Annotated in this window: 17 protein-coding genes; 4 read left to right on the forward strand and 13 right to left on the reverse strand. The window is 47.5% G+C overall.

Annotation, left to right across the window (positions count from 1 at the left end; genetic code table 11):
- Positions 1-59: 59 nt before the first annotated feature.
- Positions 60-1,673 carry an L-aspartate oxidase gene (gene nadB, locus ACK5NH_RS14820; protein WP_416921261.1) on the forward strand — a complete coding sequence of 538 codons (1,614 nt, stop codon included), beginning with the start codon at positions 60-62 and terminating at the stop codon, positions 1,671-1,673.
- 119 nt (positions 1,674-1,792) lie between these two features.
- Here nadB and ACK5NH_RS14825 read toward each other — a convergent pair whose 3' ends face one another.
- The 10 genes from ACK5NH_RS14825 to rppH form a co-directional block, all read right to left on the reverse strand.
- Entirely contained in the window at positions 1,793-2,233 is a 441-nt protein-coding gene (locus ACK5NH_RS14825) for a protein YgfX (RefSeq protein WP_416921292.1), read from the reverse strand.
- Positions 2,214-2,462 carry a succinate dehydrogenase assembly factor 2 gene (locus ACK5NH_RS14830; protein WP_109285503.1) on the reverse strand — a complete coding sequence of 83 codons (249 nt, stop codon included), beginning with the start codon at positions 2,460-2,462 and terminating at the stop codon, positions 2,214-2,216. The genes ACK5NH_RS14825 and ACK5NH_RS14830 overlap by 20 nt, the downstream gene beginning before the upstream one ends.
- An 83-nt stretch (positions 2,463-2,545) precedes the next feature.
- Positions 2,546-3,454: a transcriptional activator NhaR gene (nhaR, locus tag ACK5NH_RS14835; protein ID WP_416921263.1), complete on the reverse strand. Its 909-nt coding sequence runs from the start codon at positions 3,452-3,454 to the stop codon at positions 2,546-2,548.
- A 95-nt stretch (positions 3,455-3,549) separates the two neighbouring features.
- Positions 3,550-3,936 carry a hypothetical protein gene (locus ACK5NH_RS14840; RefSeq protein WP_416921265.1) on the reverse strand — a complete coding sequence of 129 codons (387 nt, stop codon included), beginning with the start codon at positions 3,934-3,936 and terminating at the stop codon, positions 3,550-3,552.
- A gap of 2 nt (positions 3,937-3,938) precedes the next feature.
- On the reverse strand, positions 3,939-5,108 hold the full coding sequence (gene nhaA, locus ACK5NH_RS14845) for a Na+/H+ antiporter NhaA (RefSeq protein WP_416921267.1): 1,170 nt from the start codon (positions 5,106-5,108) through the stop codon (positions 3,939-3,941).
- A 117-nt stretch (positions 5,109-5,225) separates the two neighbouring features.
- Entirely contained in the window at positions 5,226-6,020 is a 795-nt protein-coding gene (gene thyA, locus ACK5NH_RS14850; RefSeq protein WP_416921269.1) for a thymidylate synthase, read from the reverse strand.
- The gene (lgt, locus tag ACK5NH_RS14855; protein ID WP_416921271.1) at positions 6,020-6,826 is read right to left on the reverse strand and encodes a prolipoprotein diacylglyceryl transferase; all 807 of its coding nucleotides are present in this window, start codon (positions 6,824-6,826) and stop codon (positions 6,020-6,022) included. Before lgt ends, thyA begins: the two co-directional genes overlap by 1 nt.
- 44 nt (positions 6,827-6,870) lie before the next feature.
- Entirely contained in the window at positions 6,871-7,671 is an 801-nt protein-coding gene (locus ACK5NH_RS14860) for a sulfite exporter TauE/SafE family protein (protein ID WP_416921273.1), read from the reverse strand.
- 58 nt (positions 7,672-7,729) lie between these two features.
- Positions 7,730-9,964: a phosphoenolpyruvate--protein phosphotransferase gene (gene ptsP, locus ACK5NH_RS14865; RefSeq protein WP_416921275.1), complete on the reverse strand. Its 2,235-nt coding sequence runs from the start codon at positions 9,962-9,964 to the stop codon at positions 7,730-7,732.
- Positions 9,965-9,987: 23 nt separating this feature from the next.
- Complete coding sequence (rppH, locus tag ACK5NH_RS14870) at positions 9,988-10,512, reverse strand: RNA pyrophosphohydrolase (protein ID WP_416921277.1); 525 nt, start codon at positions 10,510-10,512, stop codon at positions 9,988-9,990.
- Positions 10,513-11,202: 690 nt separating this feature from the next.
- Between rppH and mutH the strand changes: the two genes are divergently transcribed.
- Positions 11,203-11,874, forward strand: a complete 672-nt coding sequence (gene mutH / locus ACK5NH_RS14875) for a DNA mismatch repair endonuclease MutH (protein WP_416921279.1) — start codon at positions 11,203-11,205, stop codon at positions 11,872-11,874.
- 123 nt (positions 11,875-11,997) lie between these two features.
- Positions 11,998-13,065: an adenylate/guanylate cyclase domain-containing protein gene (locus ACK5NH_RS14880; RefSeq protein ID WP_416921282.1), complete on the forward strand. Its 1,068-nt coding sequence runs from the start codon at positions 11,998-12,000 to the stop codon at positions 13,063-13,065.
- Positions 13,066-13,090: 25 nt separating this feature from the next.
- Here the strand turns inward: ACK5NH_RS14880 and oxyR are convergent, their stop codons facing one another.
- From oxyR to ACK5NH_RS14895, 3 genes are all read right to left on the reverse strand, one after another.
- The gene (oxyR, locus tag ACK5NH_RS14885; RefSeq protein WP_416921284.1) at positions 13,091-14,002 is read right to left on the reverse strand and encodes a hydrogen peroxide-inducible genes transcriptional activator OxyR; all 912 of its coding nucleotides are present in this window, start codon (positions 14,000-14,002) and stop codon (positions 13,091-13,093) included.
- A gap of 218 nt (positions 14,003-14,220) precedes the next feature.
- A complete protein-coding gene (locus ACK5NH_RS14890; protein ID WP_086903132.1) occupies positions 14,221-14,586 on the reverse strand; it encodes an Hpt domain-containing protein in 366 nt (121 codons plus the stop codon).
- A gap of 190 nt (positions 14,587-14,776) precedes the next feature.
- The gene (locus tag ACK5NH_RS14895; protein WP_416921287.1) at positions 14,777-15,706 is read right to left on the reverse strand and encodes a TIGR01212 family radical SAM protein; all 930 of its coding nucleotides are present in this window, start codon (positions 15,704-15,706) and stop codon (positions 14,777-14,779) included.
- A 587-nt stretch (positions 15,707-16,293) separates the two neighbouring features.
- Between ACK5NH_RS14895 and gltB the strand changes: the two genes are divergently transcribed.
- Positions 16,294-20,742, forward strand: coding sequence for a glutamate synthase large subunit (gltB, locus tag ACK5NH_RS14900; protein WP_416921288.1), 4,449 nt, complete (start codon positions 16,294-16,296; stop codon positions 20,740-20,742).
- Positions 20,743-20,800 lie beyond the last annotated feature (58 nt).

Here is a 20,800-nt window from a genome sequence, read left to right on the forward strand (position 1 = left end):
CCCATAATCGGTGAGTTGGTTTACCATAGATGGCACTCTCAGTCATAGCATGATACCCGATGAAACAAGTAGTTGAACACCAATCTGACATATTAGTCATAGGTAGCGGTGCCGCAGGTCTGACACTAGCTTTGCATCTTGCTGAAAAAGCAAACGTAATTCTGCTCTCAAAAGGCCCACTCTCAGAAGGGTCGACATACTACGCCCAAGGCGGTATCGCCTCCGTGTTCGATGAAAGTGATACCATCGAATCCCATGTGGCCGATACGTTAGTGGCCGGTGCTGGCTTGTGCGATAAAGAAGTGGTGACTTTTACCGCCGAAAACGCTAAAAGTGCCATGCAGTGGTTAATTGAATGTGGTGTGGCATTCGATAAAGAAGAAACCGCTGGCGATAATGCCAAAGACGCACCTTATCATTTGACCCGCGAAGGTGGCCATAGCCATAGACGCATTCTGCATGCCGCCGATGCGACGGGCAAAGAAGTGCAAACCACGCTGCAAGAACGCGCCCTCGCCCACCCCAATATTCAAGTTTTAGAACGTTACAACGCCATCGACCTCATCACCACCCGTAAATTGAATCGCCCTGGCAATCGCGTGTTAGGCGCTTATGTGTGGAACCGTAATGCAGAACAGGTCGAAACCATTAAGGCAAAATTTGTCGCATTAGCCACGGGTGGTAGCTCTAAGGTCTACCAATACACCTCAAACCCCGATGTGGCGAGTGGTGATGGCATTGCCATGGCGTGGCGCGCAGGTTGCCGTGTAGCCAATATGGAATTTAATCAATTCCATCCAACCTGCCTTTACCATGCCGATGCGCGTAACTTCCTGCTGACCGAAGCCCTGCGTGGTGAAGGGGCTTATTTACGTCGCCCCGATGGCAGCCGTTTTATGCCCGACTTTGACGAGCGCGCCGAACTCGCGCCCCGCGATATTGTTGCCCGCGCCATCGACTACGAGATGAAACGCTTAGGTGCCGATTGCGTCTACTTAGACATCAGCCATAAAGAAAGCGACTTTATCATCAAGCATTTCCCAACGATTTACAGTCGCTGCTTGGAGCTGGGTATCGATATCACCAAGGATGCCATTCCTGTGGTTCCTGCCGCTCACTATACCTGTGGTGGTGTGATGACTGACTTACACGGTCAAACCGATCTCAACGGTCTCTATGCCATTGGTGAAGTGGCTTATACCGGCTTACATGGTGCGAACCGCCTGGCGAGTAACTCGCTGCTCGAGTGTTTAGTGTTTGCCCGCGCTGCGTCGCAGGACATTGAGAGCCAAATGCACAAAATTCCATTACCTGGGCAAATTCCGGCGTGGGACGAGAGTAAAGTCTCCAACTCAGATGAAGAAGTGGTGATTGCACACAACTGGCACGAGCTGCGCCTGTTTATGTGGGACTATGTCGGCATTGTGCGCTCGGATAAACGCTTGGAGCGCGCGCTACGCCGTTGTTTGATGCTACAGCAGGAAATCCAAGAGTATTACAGCAACTTCAGAGTCAGTAATAACCTGCTGGAACTGCGTAACTTAGTACAAGTAGCCGAGCTTATTATTCGCTGCGCTATGGATCGTAAAGAGAGCCGTGGTCTGCACTACAATATCGACCATCCCGAGAAGGTAGACTCGCCACAACCGACGATTCTGCAACCTGAAAAATAAGCGGGTAGCTTAAGAGCAGTACTTTTAACGGGCTAAATCTCAACCAAGATTTAGCCCGTTTTATTTAAGCAGAGTGAAAAGGGATAAAACCTAACTATGGTTCAATGTTCAGATTTGGATTAAAGGTGTTCGTTTTGACTCGCCACCTGAGCTTTAGCCTTGAGTAATAGTCGGCATAAGTGGCGATAATCCGTATCGCTAAACATATCGGCCCACAGGGGCAATAGATGCAGTTTGTCGCCGGACTGATAATAAACTAGACAGACAAATGGCGTTACCCAAGTTCTGGGTAATACATGAAACGCCTCCTCTGTTGATAGCCAACCTTCCCCTTTACTATTAAGCTCAAAACGGCAATGCCATGTTCTCAGCCGCCATAACTGATAGCAACAGAATCCCAATAATAAGACCGCGAAGAGAAACCTCAGTCCACGCAAAAATGCGATGTCAGTTTCTGGCCAAATAAGTAAAGAGGTACTGCAAACACAAACAAAAACGACCAACGAGAGTCGCTGGTCGAAGGAGGCTTTTACACTAAAACTATGGCGCCGCTCTACCACGGACTTGCACAACCATACGGGCAAGCTCTGCATCGGGACAGGCTTCATGACCCATAAACCAGGCAAATAATTCAGGGTCTTCACACTCGAGTAAACGAATAAACAGGGCCTTGTCTTCATCCGACAAATCCTGATAAACATTTTCGACGAAAGGCTGGAACAAGACGTCCAATTCGAGCATTCCGCGGCGACATGCCCAGCGGACCCGTGCAATGTTCATTAACTCCAAGTTAATCTCTCCCAAAACAAAATTCGCCCTAGTCTACCAGTTCACGCCGTAGAGTGTCGATGCAAGCCATGTTGAAACTCGGTTTAGCATCGCTGAACTTGGCTGTCTAATCCGGCAAATAAATCACTGAAATCCGTTTCTAATAAACGCTTCACCGCAGGATGTTGGATCATCCGTTCGGCAAACATCACATGGTATTCTTCTTTAACATCAAGAGTTTCGCCGAGTAAATGCATACCGTGGGAAATCACTTCTTGGGGATAAACCGACGGTGTAACAAAGATCCCACGTTTTAGGTAGCCAAAGGCCTTCATCATCGCCGCATCATCAAACTCGCCTAAGATGCTAACCTTAAGATTTTGCTCGTCGAACCAACGGTATAATTGTTGCCCAAGCGATGTTCTACGACCGGGGATCAGCAATTGTCCCTGCTCTAAACAAGCTGGGAAATCGGCGCTATAGGTTTCGGCAGAAAAAAAGCTCACGCCACATTCACCTAGTTTTTTCGACAAAATTTCTGGATATTTCAATGACTCACCCGCACAGTCAGAGAGGATCATATCCAATTTATGCTCACGTAAACGGGTCATTAAACTTTCGTGGGTCGCTTCATAACAAGCAAGATGCATGGAACCATCATTTGGCACCACAGAGAGCAACACGCGACTCGCCAAGGCTTTAGACAAGGCATCGGCAATACCGACTTCAAATAAAATGGCATCATCTTTTTGATAATTCAGTAAATCGAGCATTTCATAACTGAGGGAAAACATCTTATCGGCGTAGCGAAACACCAGCTCTCCAAGTTCAGTCGCTTCTAAATTTCGTCCGACACGTTTGAATAAACTGCCGTTTAATCTGTCTTCTAGAGCGCGAATTTGCCCTGTAATGGTTTGTGGTGCCAAACAAAGGGCTTCTGCGGCCTTAGCCACTGAGCCCTTCTTCTTGATCATCCAGAAATAATAAAGATGGTTGTAATTAAGATGCAGCATCGCCAATAAGCTTCCTATAAGGGATGCCACCCCCCTTAAGGCTGCGGCATGTCGGATCGCAATGACTCAGCTTAACAAATGATGAGTCGATAGCGCTATTTTAAGCGCTGACAATCCAATAAGTTAATGACAATGCCTTGCAACTGTTCTAAATCTGCAGCCGTTCCAGTACTGACCGCTTCTGTTACCCCAGAGACTAAACTGTCTCTATCCGGAATACGGTTGGCACAATAAGTGCGATTCGCCTCTTGAAAACGTTTCCCGCCGCGGTACTTGAGTGCCCTAGACTCATAACCATTGGTTTCAAGCCGCGCGCCTAATGCCTCAGATTTAAACATTAACGCGCCATCGACTATGCCCTCAAGATAACTTTGGCAGGTGAGTGATGCGACATCCTTGTTACATGCATCAATCTGTGAAGCCATAGCGCTTGAAGAAAGTGTTAATAGTGCTGCCATTCCTACTAATTTCATATTTATCATAGTTATACTCCTTTTTTAGGTAACACTTTTGATAACCAGAAATATCCAATCAAGGCCGCGAGAATCGAGCCTATCAAGGTGCCAAGGCGCGCTAAGTCGCCATACATAGGGTCTGCTTGCTCAAATGCCAACGAAGCAATAAACATAGACATAGTAAAACCAATACCACACATTGCCGCCACAGGCGCAATTTGCTTCCAACCAATACCATCAGGCAATTGCGCTAACTTCAGTTTGACGGCCACGAAGCTAAACAGCATTACACCAATTGGCTTACCTAACATTAGTCCCAATGCAATCCCGACAGGTACAGGGGAGATCAATGTATCTAAGCTCATGTTTCCTAAAGCCACTCCCGCATTCGCAAAGGCAAATACTGGCAGGATAAGGAAAGTGCTCCAAGGGTGCAAACTATGCTCTAAGTGCTCCGAAGGTGAGCTGCCGTCTTTTGCACGCAGTGGAATACAGAAGGCAATAATCACCCCGGCTAACGTCGCGTGTACACCAGACTTTAATACCGCCACCCACAGCACGAGTCCTAATACCCCATAGGGTGCTAATGCGGTCACACCTTTACGGTTTAAAGCCACTAAACCGACAATCGCAATGCTGGCAATAATCAGGCTAATGGTGGACAGATCGGTACTGTAGAAGAGTGCAATAATCACAATTACACCCAAGTCATCGATGATGGCAAGCGCCAGCAGAAAGACCTTTAACGCCACTGGCACACGGCTGCCCAGCAATGCCATGATACCCAATGCAAAAGCGATATCTGTGGCCGCAGGAATGGCCCATCCGGCTTGTGTCACAGGATCGCCATAGTTAAATATTAGGTAGATACCTGCTGGTACTAACATACCACCAATCGCCGCAAAGGTTGGCAATGAAGCTTGGGCAACACTCGATAGGGCACCTTCCAACAATTCACGCTTGACCTCTAAACCAATCAGTAAGAAAAACAATGCCATTAGGCCATCGTTAATCCATAACAACAGTGGTTTATGCAGATCGAGTGCACCAACACGGACTTGTACTTCAGTACTGAGAAATCCTTGATAGAGCCCCGCGAGAGGAGAATTAGCCATCAGCATGGCTAAGGCAACAGCAACCAATAACAGGATGCCGCCAGCCGATTCTTGGCTCAGAAAATTTCTAATTGCTTTTTCCATCTTGCACTCCAAAAAATCATAATGAACTGAGTGTAGACGAAGAAAAAGAACAAGTATAATCGATAGTTTCGACAAAACACCTCGATAATACCGAGGTGTTAGTCGATTAATTCGCCATTAAACGGCGACAGGGGCTTTGATATGTGGGTGTGGATCGTAGTTGGTTAGCTCGAAATCTTCGAATTGATAACCGAAAATAGAGGCCGGCTTACGCAGGATAGTCATGGTAGGCAAAGATCTTGGCTCGCGGCTTAACTGCAATGCCGTTTGTTCCATATGGTTGGAGTACAAGTGGGTATCGCCGCCCGTCCACACAAAGTCACCCAAAGCTAAATCACATTGCTGTGCCACCATCATGGTCAGCAACGCATAACTGGCGATATTGAAAGGTAAGCCTAGGAACACATCACAGCTACGCTGGTACAGCTGACAGGATAATTTGCCATCGGCAACGTAGAATTGGAAAAAGGCATGACAAGGTGCCAACGCCATTTTATCCAGTTCACCCACGTTCCACGCCGAAACAATCAAACGACGTGAATCGGGTTGAGATTTGATTTGTGCAATCACCTGAGCAATTTGATCGATTGCATCACCACTTTGGGTCGGCCAGCTGCGCCACTGTGCGCCATAAACTGGACCTAAATCACCATTTTCATCGGCCCACTCGTCCCAAATACTGACCTTATTATCACGCAGATAAGCAATATTGGTATCGCCCTTCAAAAACCACAACAACTCATGGATAATCGAGCGCATGTGGCACTTTTTGGTGGTCACTAAGGGAAAGCCCTTACTCAAATCGAAACGCATTTGATAGCCGAATACCGAGCGAGTACCGGTACCAGTTCGGTCTGATTTATCCACACCTTCGGCTAAGATGTGCTTCATCAAGTCTAAATACTGCTGCATTACTGCTTCCCCTCTGGACGAAGAATTAAATATAAACCGAAGAGGATCATCGGCACAGATAGGATCTGCCCCATAGTCATAAAGCCCCAGTAGAGACCTAACTGCGCATCAGGTTGCCTTACGGTTTCAACAATCACACGGAAAATCCCGTATCCGAGTAAGAACATGCCCGACACGGCGCCGACTTTCTTCGTTCGTTTACTGAACCAATAGAGGAGCAGGAATAAGGCCACCCCTTCAAGGGCGAATTGATAGAGTTGTGATGGGTGACGAGGTTCTGGTCCACCACTTGGGAACACCATGGCCCAAGGGACATCCGTGACACGGCCCCACAACTCACCATTGATAAAGTTACCGATCCGCCCCGCACCTAAGCCAATGGGCACCACGGGCGCCACCATATCTGCGACCGCAAAGAAGGTACGCTTTTGCTTCCAGGCGATATAAATCATGGCGGTAATCACCCCCATCAGACCACCGTGGAAAGACATGCCACCTTCTGAAATCTTAAACAAATACATTGGGCTAGCGAGGAAATAATCGAAATGATAGAAGAGCACATAGCCGATGCGACCACCTAAAATCACCCCTAAAAAGCCATAAAACAGCAGATCAGAAACCTGTTCTCTCGTCCATAAACCATTGGAGCGGTCGGCCTGACGATTGAGTAACCACATGGCGGCGACAAAGCCAACTAAGTAAGTGAATCCATACCAACGTAGGGCGGGTTCGAAGGTTTGTCCGAAAATATCAAAGGGGCCAAACTTCACGATCACAGGATCGATATTAGGAAAATTTAATGCCATAACTTATCCATCAACAGCCTCAAATTGAGGGCTAAACACTAAAATCAGCTCAGAATTAATTTGAGACCGACACACAGGAGTAAAAGTGCAAATATTTTTTTAAGGACTGAGGTAGGCCAAGTGCTTGCCGCCTTAACGCCTACAGGAGCCATTAAAATTGAGGTTATTATTAAGCCAAATAGCGCAGGTAAATAGATGTACCCTAAAGTTCCCTCCGGGAGATCCGGCGCATTAAAGCCCGCGATTATATACCCTAAGCTGCCCGACAAGGAGATTAATAATCCCGTCGCCGCGGAAAATCCCACAGCTAAGCGCATCTGCAAGCCAAAATAGGTTAAAAACGGCACTAATAAGACGCCACCGCCAATTCCCATTAACCCTGCAATCGCGGCAACAATCACGGCTACCACAAACAAAATCGCCGAGTTAGGCAGTTTTCGGTTTGATTCGGCTTTAAAGGGATAGGCCATTTGAATCGCCATTAACATCACAAACACTGCAAACCCTTGCCGGAGAGTCGCTGCTGGGATTTGTTCGGCAATAAAACCTGACATCAAGGCGCCGAGAAGAATCCCAGGCAACATGGTTCGAAACAGCCCCCATGGCACATTGCCACGTTTATGGTGCGCTCTGGCGGAGGAAATTGAAGTTAAAATAATCGCCGCAAGTGAAGTGGCAATCGCAATATGGGGTAACTGAGCGGAAGTGATGCCAACCGAAGGTAAGATGTAAAGCAGTGCGGGCACAACAATTAAACCACCACCGATGCCCAATAACCCCGCCATAAAACCGACAAACGCGCCTAAAGCCAAGCAAATAAAGAACACCGACAGCAAACTATCCACACGAGTACCTACAGCGTGATTAAGTGAAGCCTTAGCTTAAAGCAAAAGGCGCAATTAGTTAATTAAGAATTGTCTCCAATCCTTGCTGAGTTAAATATTCTTTAACCAACTCACGCACTTGGAAACCGTTCGACAGGCTTAAGGCCTGAGCTAACAGTTGTGTCAAATCGACGCGGGAAACTCGGCGCAGCAGATAATTAATCCGCGCTAAGCTGCCTTGGTTCATACTCAAATGGTTGTACCCCATCGCCACGAGTAGAATCGCTCCCATGGGCTCTCCGGCCAATTCGCCGCAAATACTGATATCGAGTTGATGATAATCACAATCGAGTCTTGCCTGATGTAACGCCCGTAAAATTCCCGGATGATAACTATCAAAGAGTGAACTTACCCTCGGATTATTACGGTCAACCGCGAGCAAATATTGGGTCAAATCGTTACTGCCGACCGACACAAAATCGACTCGCTTAGCCACTTCATCTAACTGATATAAGAGCGCAGGAACTTCGAGCATAATGCCAATGCGGGGCATTTCAATCTGGCTGTTTACATCATTCTTGAGTTCAACATAGGCCTGTTCTAAATAGGCCAGTGATTGATCGATTTCATCTAAGTTACTGACCATTGGCAGCAAAATACTCAGCTGCTTACCCTCTCCACCCGCTTGCAACATGGCCCTTAACTGCACGAGGAACAGCTCAGGATGGTCCAGTGATAAGCGAATACCACGCCAACCGAGGAAGGGGTTATCTTCTTTGATCGGGAAATAAGGCAGCGGCTTATCGCCCCCCACATCTAAGGTACGCATCACCACCGGGCGACCCGAGGCCGCCGATAACACCTGTTGGTAGACTTTAACCTGCTCAGACTCACTAGGAAAACGCTGCTGTAGCATAAAGGGAATTTCGGTGCGATACAGCCCAATGCCATCGGCGCCTTCGGCGATTTCAGAGGCGACGCCACTGAGTAACCCAGCGTTAAGGTATAAACGAATACGAGCGCCATCGAGCATGACCGATGGCAGAGCTAACTCTTGGGCGTACTGACGCTGCAGGGCCTTTTGCGCCGATATCAAACTGCGGTATTCGCTAACAATCGCGGGCGATGGCGACACCATTAACTGCCCACGGCTGGCATTGACTACCAATAGCTTTTGGTCAATATCGGCCGACAACAACTGCTCGACACCGGTAATCGCTGGCACGCCAAGTGCACGCGCTAAAATGGCAGCATGGGAGTTTACCCCGCCAAGTTCTGTGACAATCCCCGCCAATTTCTGCCGAGGGAATTCGGCGAGCATGGTCGCATCGGCTTCCCGGGTCACTAAAATCACCGGTTTATCAGGTTCAAGCTCTAAACGCTCGGGTTCAATTAACTGCCTTAATACTTTTTGCCCAAGATCGCGGATATCGCTCGCCCGCTCCTTCAGGTACGGATCTTCCATCGCCAAAAACTGTTGAATATAACGCAGCGAAACCCGGCTGACCGCCGATTCAGCTTCCCACCCCTGCTGTACTTCGCGGGCATATTCTCCACCTAGACTGGCATCATCGAGCAGGAGCTGCAAAGCATTGAATATTGAGGCAACCTCCTCATCCTGCTCCCGGTCAAAACGTTGGGATAATGCGCCAATCGCCTCTTTACAACGTCCCATCGCCGCCACTAATCGGCTGGATTCCAGGGCAATATCTTCGCAGCGCACATCCGGTTGTTCGAGGGAGATTTCCCCGCCCAGCACTAACGCATGAGCAATAGCAATACCGCTGGATGCGGATGTCCCTTGAAATAAAATCTGTTGATGCAGCGAACTGACCTGCGCCTTTTGTTTTAATCCTCGGATCGCCATCGCGAGCTGCGCAGCTAAGGTCATTAAAAAGGCTTCTTCCCCTTCATTAAATTGCCGCGCACTGGCCTGCTGCACCACAATCACGCCCACCATGGCTTTTTGATAAATAATGGGGACGGCTAAAAAGGCACGGTATTCTTCTTCCGCGACCTCAGGGAAAAGTTTAAAACGCGGATGTAAACGAGCATCGGCTAAATTCACCGCCTCTTCACGCTCGGCGGCTAATCCTACGAGTCCTTGCGTTAAGGGCATGCGCACTCGACCGACAGCACTCTTCTCGAGGCCATCGGTGGCTGATAATACGAGTTCTTGCTGATCTAGGATATAGACCGAGCAACATTGGGTTTCCATCGCCGCTTTGGTCGATGAAACTAGGACTTCTAATGCGGTTTCTAAGCTGTGGGCGGAAGCCACGGCTTGAGTGATATCCCTGAGCGTATTTAACACTGTTTTCAATCCTCTTTTGAAAATCAGCCCGTTGTCCTTTGTCTTCCCCGCTTCCTCGGAATTTCCTGGGTCTGGAATGACAATGCCGTTACCGCAAACTCTTTCATAACTTTACGATAAACATCACGCTTAAATGAGACAACCTGCCGCACAGGATACCAATAACTTACCCAACGCCAATCGTCAAACTCAGGATGGCCCGAAGAACTTAAATTAATCGCACTATCTTGGCTTTTGAGTTGTAACAGAAACCACTTTTGTTTTTGGCCAATACAAACAGGCTTACTATCCTGCCTCACTAGTCTTTTAGGTAAACGATACCGCAACCAAGAACGGGTCGAGGTTAATATAGTGACGTGTTCAGGCCTTAAGCCAACTTCCTCATACAATTCACGGTACATTGCCTCTTCGGCCGACTCGCCATCATCGACACCGCCCTGAGGAAATTGCCATGAATGTTGTCCAAAACGTCTGGCCCACATAACTTGGCCGTATCTGTTACAAATTATTATGCCCACATTTGCGCGAAAGCCGTCGCTATCAATCACATGGACTCCAAATAAGGATAACTTTTAATAAACTGATTGTTTCACAAAGCCAGTCTCTCAGCAAACCTCTATTTACAGCTATTTTTTGGATAAATACCTTCAACACACTACTTTATCAACAATTGAGAGATTAACCTCTTGGGGATATCCACATTTTCTGTGGATATCTCTGTTTGAAACTAGGGTAAACTAGGTATATCGTTCAAAAAACATCAAATATCATTCTCGGCGACATGATTACATAATTAAAATAAAACACATACAATCATAATCTTATCAAAATAAAACTTTGAAACATGTCGTCAAAAACCATAAAAGCTTAATTTTTAACCTAATACAAATTCTGTTATTCTATCTGAGCATAACCTAAATGTTATACACAGAGCTCGCCCAAAATTACCCACAACCCCCTGGAAAAATGCCCCTTTTTACCATTGACTCGGTTTTTTTATTCGGTTAAGGCCCTAAGCATTGTGAGTTATCCATAATATCTGTGGATAAATATGTGAGAAACGCAAGGGAAAGCCGAGAGTAACTTTGAACACTTTAGCAGGCATTGGAATGCAAACAGACAACTAACATTAAAATCATGCACTTACAGAATCTTCTGTGAGTACAACCTTATCCTTTTTTGAGTGCTTAATTTTTAACCTCTGTTGCTAAGCACCTATTTTCCAGTAAAATTCCCCTATGAAACCTATTATCCCCCCTCAAAATCTGAGCGAAGTGCTCGAACGCGCCAATATAATGGCCGGCATATCTTTGGCTCAAATTGCAGCTAATAGAGGAATTGCTGTCCCTAAGGATCTAAAGCGAGATAAAGGTTGGGTCGGACAACTGATTGAAATGGAGCTAGGCGCCACTGCGGGTTCAAAACCCGAGCAAGATTTTCTGCACCTCGGGGTAGAGTTAAAAACCATTCCCATCGATAGCAAGGGCAAACCACTGGAAACCACATACGTGTGTGTGGCGCCGCTAACCAATATCGAAGGTTTAACCTGGCAAGACAGCTTAGTGTGCCACAAGTTGCAACGCGTACTTTGGGTGCCCGTTGAGGGAGAGCGCCACATCCCTGTCGGTGAGCGTCGAATCGGTACGCCCATACTGTGGGAACCCGACCTGCAAGAGCAGGCGATACTGCAGCAGGATTGGGAAGAAATTATGGAGTTAATTGCCCTAGGCAAGGTCGAAAAGCTCACCGCAAGGCACGGTGAAGTGCTGCAACTTCGTCCCAAAGCCGCCAATAGTAAGGCGTTGACGCAAAGCATTGCCGAAGACGGCAGCCAAAAAATGACCAATCCTCGGGGTTTCTATTTAAAGACTGCTTTTACAGCAATGCTATTAAATAAGGTATTTGGTTAAATTTTCGTAGCTATATAGCGTTGGATTGATCCAGATCACAAATATCACTGGCACTCTAGTGATGATTTTCTATAAACTACGGCATTCTGAAATATATGGCCGTATTCGGATACAAAACCCCTAGTGAGAGCACGTAGACAAGCGAAAAAACTTCTTTTTGCGATATTAGCTTGGGCGATAGCCATGGCTGCTTTCGTGTTTTTCCGATATGCCCAGTCGCCAGAGTTACCGCAATGGGCTGTGGGTTCGGCCGATCTCGCGACGCTTGCCGTCTACATGGGCATTATTTTTGGCAGCCTTCATTGGATGTCGAATTTAATCGCCGACTTTAGTGCCATCAATCGCCTTCCCTATGTCTTCTCGGTGATTTTTAAAGGTTTGTTCCTGTTGCTCGGGGCGACGACCTTAGCCTATATGACCCAGTTCTTGAATATGTGGGCCATTGAAAACCATATGTCGACCTTAAGACAAATGCTCACGGCGCATATTCTCTACAGTCCTTCCTTCCAAGCGCTGATTGTCTACTTGGTGGTAGTGCGAGTCAGTTTAGCCTTTGTCGAACAAATGGGACTCTTGGTTGGGCCACGAATTCTGCTCAACATTGGTTTAGGTAAGTACCATAAGCCGAGATACGAACAGCGTTTATTCCTTTACTTAGATATGGTTGCCTCGACAACCCATGCCGAATCCCTCGGGGATTATCGTTTTAGTCGCCTGATCCAAGACAGTTTTAGCCTGCTGTCGGATACTGTGACCAATAACGAGGCGGAAATTTACCGCTATATGGGCGATGCCGTATTAATCCACTGGCCATTAGAAGAAGGCGTGGTACACGACCGCTGTATGAATATCTATTTTGAATTTAGCCAACAATTAAATTGGCAGAGACGTTACTTTGAAGAGCACTATGGTTTTGTGCCTAAATTTAAGGCGGCGGCTCACTGTGGACAAGTAGTTGCAGCGGTTGTTGGCGTGCAAAAACAAGAGATTAGCTTCTTCAGCGATGTGCTAAATACCTTAGCAAGACTGCAGGATCAGTGTAATCCGCTGGGACAACGCATGTTGATCTCTGGCGCGCTGGCGGGTCGACTCGACAATCCAAACAGCGAATACCGCTTAACCAATTTGGGTCCAGTCAAATTAAAGGGGAAACAACACTCTATTGAAGTGTTTGGCGTTTCCCCGCTTTGATTTCAACTCGCAAAACCTGCAGCCATTATTCCATTTCTTTGGTTAACAGCTTTTGGATAAGCAAACCTAAGGTTCGGAAAGTCAAAATCCGGCTGGTTGTTTGTCGCCAGACTAAGCCGATATCGCGGTAAGGCGCTTCACCAGGCGGTGTCATCACCACGAGATCGGTATCATTTAAGATGCCAGCATCGATTGCCATTTGCGGTAAGAAGGTGGTACCCAGCTTACTATTCACCATTTGCACTAAAGTGTGCAGACTCGTCGCGGCAAAGGGATTCACCTTAGCGCTGTCACCCAACTGACAAGCGGTAATCGCATGTCCAGTAATGCAGTGTTCACTCTGCAGCAGGAAGATACTCTCATCGGGCAATGTCTGGTAATCGATAGGCTGATGAATGCCCCCAGCCAAGTCTTTATGGATCACCATCTTAAAGGGGTCTATCCCCACTTTCATGCTGTGGTAACCACTGGTATCCACTGGCAAGGCAAGGATCAGTAAATCTAACTCGCCTTTGCCTAAGGCATCGAGCAAACGCTCAGTGGTATCCTCTTTGAGTAATAAACTCATCGCTGGATAAGCCTGTTGGCACTGTTTAACCACGCGGCTTAATAAAAATGGCGCTATGGTTGGAATACAGCCTAAGCGGATATCCCCAGTCATAGGTTCGCCCTGATTTTTGACCAATTCGACTAAGTCATCCACATCCGTGAGAATTTTGCGGGAACGCTGTACTACTTCTTCACCAATAGCGGTGAACATAAAGGATTTATGGTCACGTTCAATCAACTGGTGACCAAGCTGTTCTTCAAGATTCTGGATCCCACTCGACAGCGTTGATTGGCTTACAAAGCACACCTTAGCGGCGCGGTTAAAATTCTGCTCTTGGTGAAGATTCACCAAATAGAATAAATTTTTGAGGCTAGGTAAATTTTTCATTTAATCGATTGCCACTAAGGTTATGAATTAATAAATTTAATCAACTCTAACATAAGTTATCAACTAAAACGCGGCTGAATTACTCAATAGTGTGAGCAAAATCGATTTTCAATCGAAGGAAAACGTACTGGGTGACTTATAGACGACAAATGGATGGGATAAAGGCAGGAAAGGAGATTATATAGGTGCAACCTGAAGCTGCACCTCCATCATACAAACTAGGCCTTAGCCTGTAGGAATTGCTTTAGCTGCTGGAGATCGGCACTAGCAAATTCAACAATTTGCGCGACCCAAGTCCCATGCTCCGCTTCCCAACGCGCTTCTTCACCATGTTGAAGTAACTGGGCAATCTGCTGAATACGTTTTAAACCCACTGAGCCCGCCGCACCTTTAAATTTATGGGCTTCAGAGCATAAGGTATCCTTATCGGCAGCTTCGTTAGCCTTTACCAGATTCCCTACATACTCAGGCATTAATTGCTCAAATAAGACCACACTCTTTAGCAGAGTTCCGGCACCAATCGCACTGCAATACTGTTCTAACGTATTGAGATCTAGGATTGTTTCTAATTCAACTGTGGCCATCTAGGCCTCCCTTAAGTAGTCCAATGCTTAAAACACGTTTATGACATGATACCCACTAAAATTGTCAGTGCAACTTATAGCAGCATTTGTGGTCAAATCAGGTTTTAATTAACAAAAAATCAACCATTTCAAACACTCTCAGCGATAACGATAAGTCTATATTGAACCAGACTCTCTAAATCATATGCCATTATGGTCGCGCTAATGCAGCCCCTTGTCCACCCTTACGCGCAAGATCCTCAACAATCGCCACTAAGCCATTCCAACGATAACCACACCAGTCGGGTGCCAGCAGTATCGGTTTTTTCGCATAAGCTGTCACCCGATGAAATATCACCTCTTTAGGTGTATGGCGAACCAGCTCACCGACACAAGCGGCATACTCTCCGATACTGAGCAAAGGTAAGCGTCCTGCGCGCCAAGCCTTTGCCATCGTACTGCCCTCAACCACATGTAATGGATGTAGCTTTAAGCCATCGACGCCCTGCGCCAGTACCGCCTGCAGTGTCGCCATATAATCGAGGTGAGTTTCACCTGGTAAGCCTAAGATAAGGTGAGTACAAACTTTTAGGCCTCGGCTTCTGGCCCGTGCAACTGTATCGCAATAACAGGCAAAATCGTGCCCACGGTTAATCTTATGCAAGGTGCTATCATTGGCGGTTTGCAATCCAAGCTCCAACCAGACATCGACGCCCTTTTGTTGATAACTCGCTAATAAATCTAACACATTATCAGGCACACAGTCGGGACGAGTGCCGACACACAGGCCCACAATTTCACTGTCTTTGACTGCTTCATCGTATTTAGCCATCAACACTTGATACTCATCATAAGTACTCGTATAGGCCTGAAAATACGCGATAAATTTATCCGCATTCAGTTTAGGTTTCGCCTCTTTATAACGGGCTTTCCCTTGTTCTAGCTGCTCACTAATGCTGAGCGTTTCCGCTTGTTTATAACTAAAGGAAGCCACATTACAAAAGGTACAACCGCCACGTCCCAGGGTGCCATCGCGATTGGGACAAGTGAATTTGGCATCGATAGTGAGCTTGCGTAATCGCTCGCCATATTTAGCCTTACAGACAGCGCCAAATGTATTTACGTATGCATTGAGCCCCATTAGCTTGCCCGCCAAATTTCATGTCGTTTCATTAAAAATTACCAAGATAAAATCAAAAAAAAGAAGGGATTATGACGTGTAGGTAGACGAAAAAACTCATGATATACAAAGCGAGTGCACTTTTCTTGGTGGTAAATCAAACTCCCATAATATTCACCACGACCCAGCTCAAAAGCTGAGCCATTGCTCACAGTGTCTTTACACTCCGTGATTCCGCTCACAAGTAAAGAGAATAACAATTCACTTATTTCATATTTTTATACAGCCACTGTATTTGCAATAAAAATCACTATTTCTAAATCAAAAACAATCCATATTAATGTTACATTTTGGTAACTACTGAGTTTTTCATTTTTTAAAATTCTTTTTATTCATAATGTTATACAGCACTTTAATCAGTTGACGTTAACGTAAGGCAATTGTGTTTTGTGTATAAAACATGAATTAATACCCATATTTTATGCAAAATTTTGGTTTGACCTTTAGTTAATCTCAGGATAATTTGGGTGGTTCGGGTGCATATCTATAGAAAGTCTTTACATTTCTCCCCGAGTAGTAATTTCGTTGAGGTCAAGGGAGGTTTTTGTATGAGCTTATATCATCCCAGTTTTGAGCGGGACAATTGTGGTTTTGGCTTGATTGCACAAATGGATGGCGAAGCCAGCCATCGTATCGTGCGCACCGCCATCCATGGCCTCGATCGCATGAAACACCGTGGCGGTATCGCCTCTGACGGTCGAACTGGGGACGGCTGTGGTTTATTAATGCAGCTACCATTGCAATTCTTTGAAGCCATTGCCGCGGAAAATGACTGGCACCTGAGCCGTAAATTCGCCGTTGGCATGTTGTTTTTAAGCCAAGATGAAGAACTGGCCGACCAAGCCAAGTTTATTCTCGAACGCGAACTCGAGCGTGAAACCTTAAGCATTGCCGGCTGGCGTAAAGTCCCGGTTAATCCTGAGGTATTGGGTGAGATTGGTAAATCGAGCCTGCCGCAAATCTATCAAGTACTGATCAACGCCCCGATTGGCTGGCGCGAGAAAGATCTTGAGCGTCGCCTCTACATGGCTCGCCGCCGTTTAGAGCAACAAATTACTGACGATAAAGACTTTTATGTCGCGAGTCTTTCAGGCCAAGTCATAGTCTACAAAGGCTTGATGATGCCTGCCGACTTGCCCGCATTCTATCCCGACCTTGCCGACATCCGTTTGAAGAGCTCTATTTGTCTATTCCATCAACGCTTTTCAACCAATACTTCACCTAAATGGCCACTCGCTCAGCCCTTTAGATATCTTGCCCATAACGGCGAGATCAACACTATTACCGGTAATCGCCAATGGGCCCGTGCCCGTGCCTACAAGTTTAATTCACCGCTACTGCCCGACTTACAACAGGCGGCACCCTTTGTGAATGAAACAGGCTCTGACTCCTCATCCCTCGATAATATGCTCGAGATGTTGCTCTCAGGCGGTATGGACCTATACCGCGCCATGCGTTTGCTTATTCCGCCAGCATGGCAGAGTAATCCAGAGATGGATGATGAGCTAAAAGCCTTCTATGACTTTAACTCCATGCATATGGAACCTTGGGATGGTCCTGCGGGTATCGTAATGACCAACGGTCGTCACGCCGCTTGCGCAGTAGATCGTAACGGTTTGCGTCCATCACGTTATGTGATCACCAAAGATCGTATCCTCACCCTCGCCTCCGAAGTGGGCATTTGGGACTACGCCGCCGATGAAGTGATTGAAAAAGGCCGTGTCGGCCCGGGTGAGCTGTTAGTGTTAGATACACTCAATGGACGTCTGTACCAGTCATTCGAAATCGATAACGACCTTAAGCGTCGCCACCCCTATAAAGAGTGGATGGCAAAAAATAGCCGTACTCTGATCCCAGCCGAACAGTTGGCAACGGAGCAACATGGCGCCAGCGAACTAAGCCCTGAGCAACTGCTGCAATACCAAAAGCAATTTGGTTACACCCGTGAAGAACTTGAACAAGTGATTTGGGTACTGGCAAAACAAGGCGAAGAAGCGACGGGCTCCATGGGCGACGATACGCCAATGGCCGTATTGTCGAAAAAATCACGCTCGCTCTATGACTATTTCCGACAGAAATTCGCTCAAGTCACTAACCCGCCTATCGATCCGCTGCGTGAAAAGCACGTGATGTCTCTGGCGACCTGTATCGGCCGCGAGCAAAACCTCTTCAACGAAACCACTGGCCATGCCTATCGAGTGATGTTCAACTCACCGATACTATTATTCAGTGATTTCAATCAATTACTCGGACTAGATAGCACTTACTATCGCGCGAATATCGTCGACTTAAACTACGATCCGAAGGAAGGCTTAGAGCACGCTATCCGCCGCATCACCTCGGAAGCCGAACGTTTAGCCCGCAGTGGCACAACGCTGCTGATTTTATCCGACCGCGCGATTGATAAATCGGCACAGGTGATCCCGGCGGCCATGGCGGTCGGCGCAGTACAACAAATGCTGGTGAGTAAGAGCCTGCGCTGCGATACCAACATCATAGTCGAGACCGCCTCGGCGCGGGATCCGCACCACTTTGCGGTACTGCTCGGCTTTGGTGCCACGGCGATTTATCCGTATTTAGTGTATGAGTCAATCTCAGATCTGGCGAAACGTCATCAGTTGACCGATACCACGGCGCTAATGCTGAACTTCCGCTACGGCATCGAGAAGGGCCTGCGTAAGATCATGTCGAAGATGGGGATCAGCACCGTCGGCTCCTACCGTTGTAGCCAACAGTTTGAAGCAATTGGTATTGCCAGCGATGTGATTGAACTCTGCTTTAAAGGCGTGGTGAGCCGCATCGAAGGCGCCAGCTTTGAGGATATCGCTCAAGATCAAGCGTTGCTGCATAAGGCCGCTTACCGTGCCCATGTGCCGCTGCCACAAGGCGGTTTACTCAAATACGTGGATGGCGGTGAGTACCACTGCTTCAACCCTGATGTGGTCAATACGCTGCAGGCATCCTTAATCGACAAGAATTTTGCGACTTATAAGAAGTTCGCCGAATTAGTCGATAACCGCCCTGTTGCCACCCTAAGGGATTTGATTGGCATTAAGGCTGACCAAGTCGCGATTGAACTGGATAAGGTCGAGGCTGCCAGCCATTTATTCCCGCGCTTTGACAGTGCGGCCATGAGTATCGGCGCCCTAAGCCCCGAGGCCCATGAGGCATTAGCCATCGCCATGAATCGTTTAGGCGGCCGCTCTAACTCGGGCGAAGGTGGTGAAGATGCTCGCCGCTTTAACACCGAGCGTAACTCGGCGATTAAGCAAATTGCCTCGGCACGTTTCGGCGTAACCGCCCATTACCTAGTCAACGCCGATGTGTTGCAGATTAAAGTTGCACAAGGCGCAAAACCCGGTGAAGGCGGACAACTGCCAGGCCATAAGGTGAGTGTAGAAATTGCAGGGCTGCGCCACGCGCGCCCAGGTGTAACCTTGATTTCACCACCACCACACCATGATATTTACTCTATCGAAGACTTAGCACAGCTGATTTTCGATTTAAAACAAATCAATACCAAGGCACTGATCTCTGTGAAATTAGTGTCTGAGCCAGGTGTCGGCACTATCGCCACAGGTGTAGCAAAAGCCTACGCCGATATGATCACTATTTCTGGCTACGATGGTGGCACGGGCGCGAGCCCTATCACCTCGGTAAAATATGCTGGCAGCCCATGGGAGCTCGGCCTTGCAGAAGTACATCAATCTCTAGTGGAAAATGGCCTGCGCCATAAGATCCGCTTGCAGGTCGATGGCGGCCTAAAAACCGGAACCGACGTTATCAAGGCGGCCTTACTCGGCGCCGAAAGCTTTGGTTTCGGAACTGTGCCTATGATTGCCTTAGGTTGTAAGTACCTACGTATTTGCCACCTGAACAACTGCGCAACCGGTGTCGCGACTCAGGACAAAAAACTACGCGATAACCACTACCACGGCTTACCAGAGCGAGTGATGACTTACTTTGAGTTTGTCGCCGAGGAAGTGCGCGAGTGGATGGCAACGCTAGGGGTCAGCAAATTCGAAGACTTAGTAGGCCGCAGTGAGTGGCTACATACCTTAGAAGGCCAGACAGATAAGCAACGTGGACTCGATTTAGCGCCAATCCTGTATCAGCCTAAGGTCAGAGCCAGCACCTCGCGCACTTGGCAGGAAACTAATCCACCAGCGGATTTAGGCTTACTCAACCAACATCTGCTCAACGAGTGCCAGAGTGCGGTCGATAAGGGCGAGTGTTTCGATGCCGCTTACAGTATCAACAACACCGACCGCTCAGTGGGCGCACGCCTATCGGGCTATATCGCCACCACCCTAGGCGTAAAAGGCACTAAGGCACCGATTAAACTCAGCTTTAATGGTAGTGCTGGCCAAAGCTTTGGGGTATGGAACAGCCCTGGACTTGAACTCAAGCTCTGCGGTGATGCCAACGACTATGTAGGTAAAGGCATGTCGGGCGGCAAGATTGTGATTTATCCACCGCTAGGGAGTCCGTTCCAGAGCGAGCGTAGCGCGATTGTCGGTAACACTTGTCTCTATGGTGCGACTGGCGGACGCTTCTTCGCCGCGGGTCAAGCGGGTGAACGTTTTGCGGTTCGTAACTCCGGCGCCATTGCCGTAGTTGAAGGCTTAGGCGATAACGGCTGCGAATACATGACAAGCGGTATCGTGGTTGTGCTCGGCAAAACCGGGGTGAACTTCGGCGCGGGGATGACGGGCGGCTTTGCCTATGTCTTCGACCAATTTGGCCGCTTTAACCGCCGTGTGAATAACGAGCTTGTCGATACCCAAAAACTCGAGTCACCTATCCATAAACAGCATTTGAAAGGCTTGTTTGTAGAGCATGTGGCCGAGACCGGCAGTGAGCACGCGAAGATGATCTTAAGCGACTTTGCCAACTGGTTAGATTGCTTTGTTTTAGTGAAACCGAAAAATATCGCCGTTGCAGATCTGCTCAAATTAGAGCAATCGAGCCCGGAACTAGCAGTTAAAGCGGGGTAATAGCAGATGAGTAACGATTTTCAATTTATTGAAGTGGGTCGTAAAGACCCAACTAAAC

The organism is Shewanella sp., from assembly GCF_047975355.1.
Lineage (GTDB): Bacteria > Pseudomonadota > Gammaproteobacteria > Enterobacterales > Shewanellaceae > Shewanella.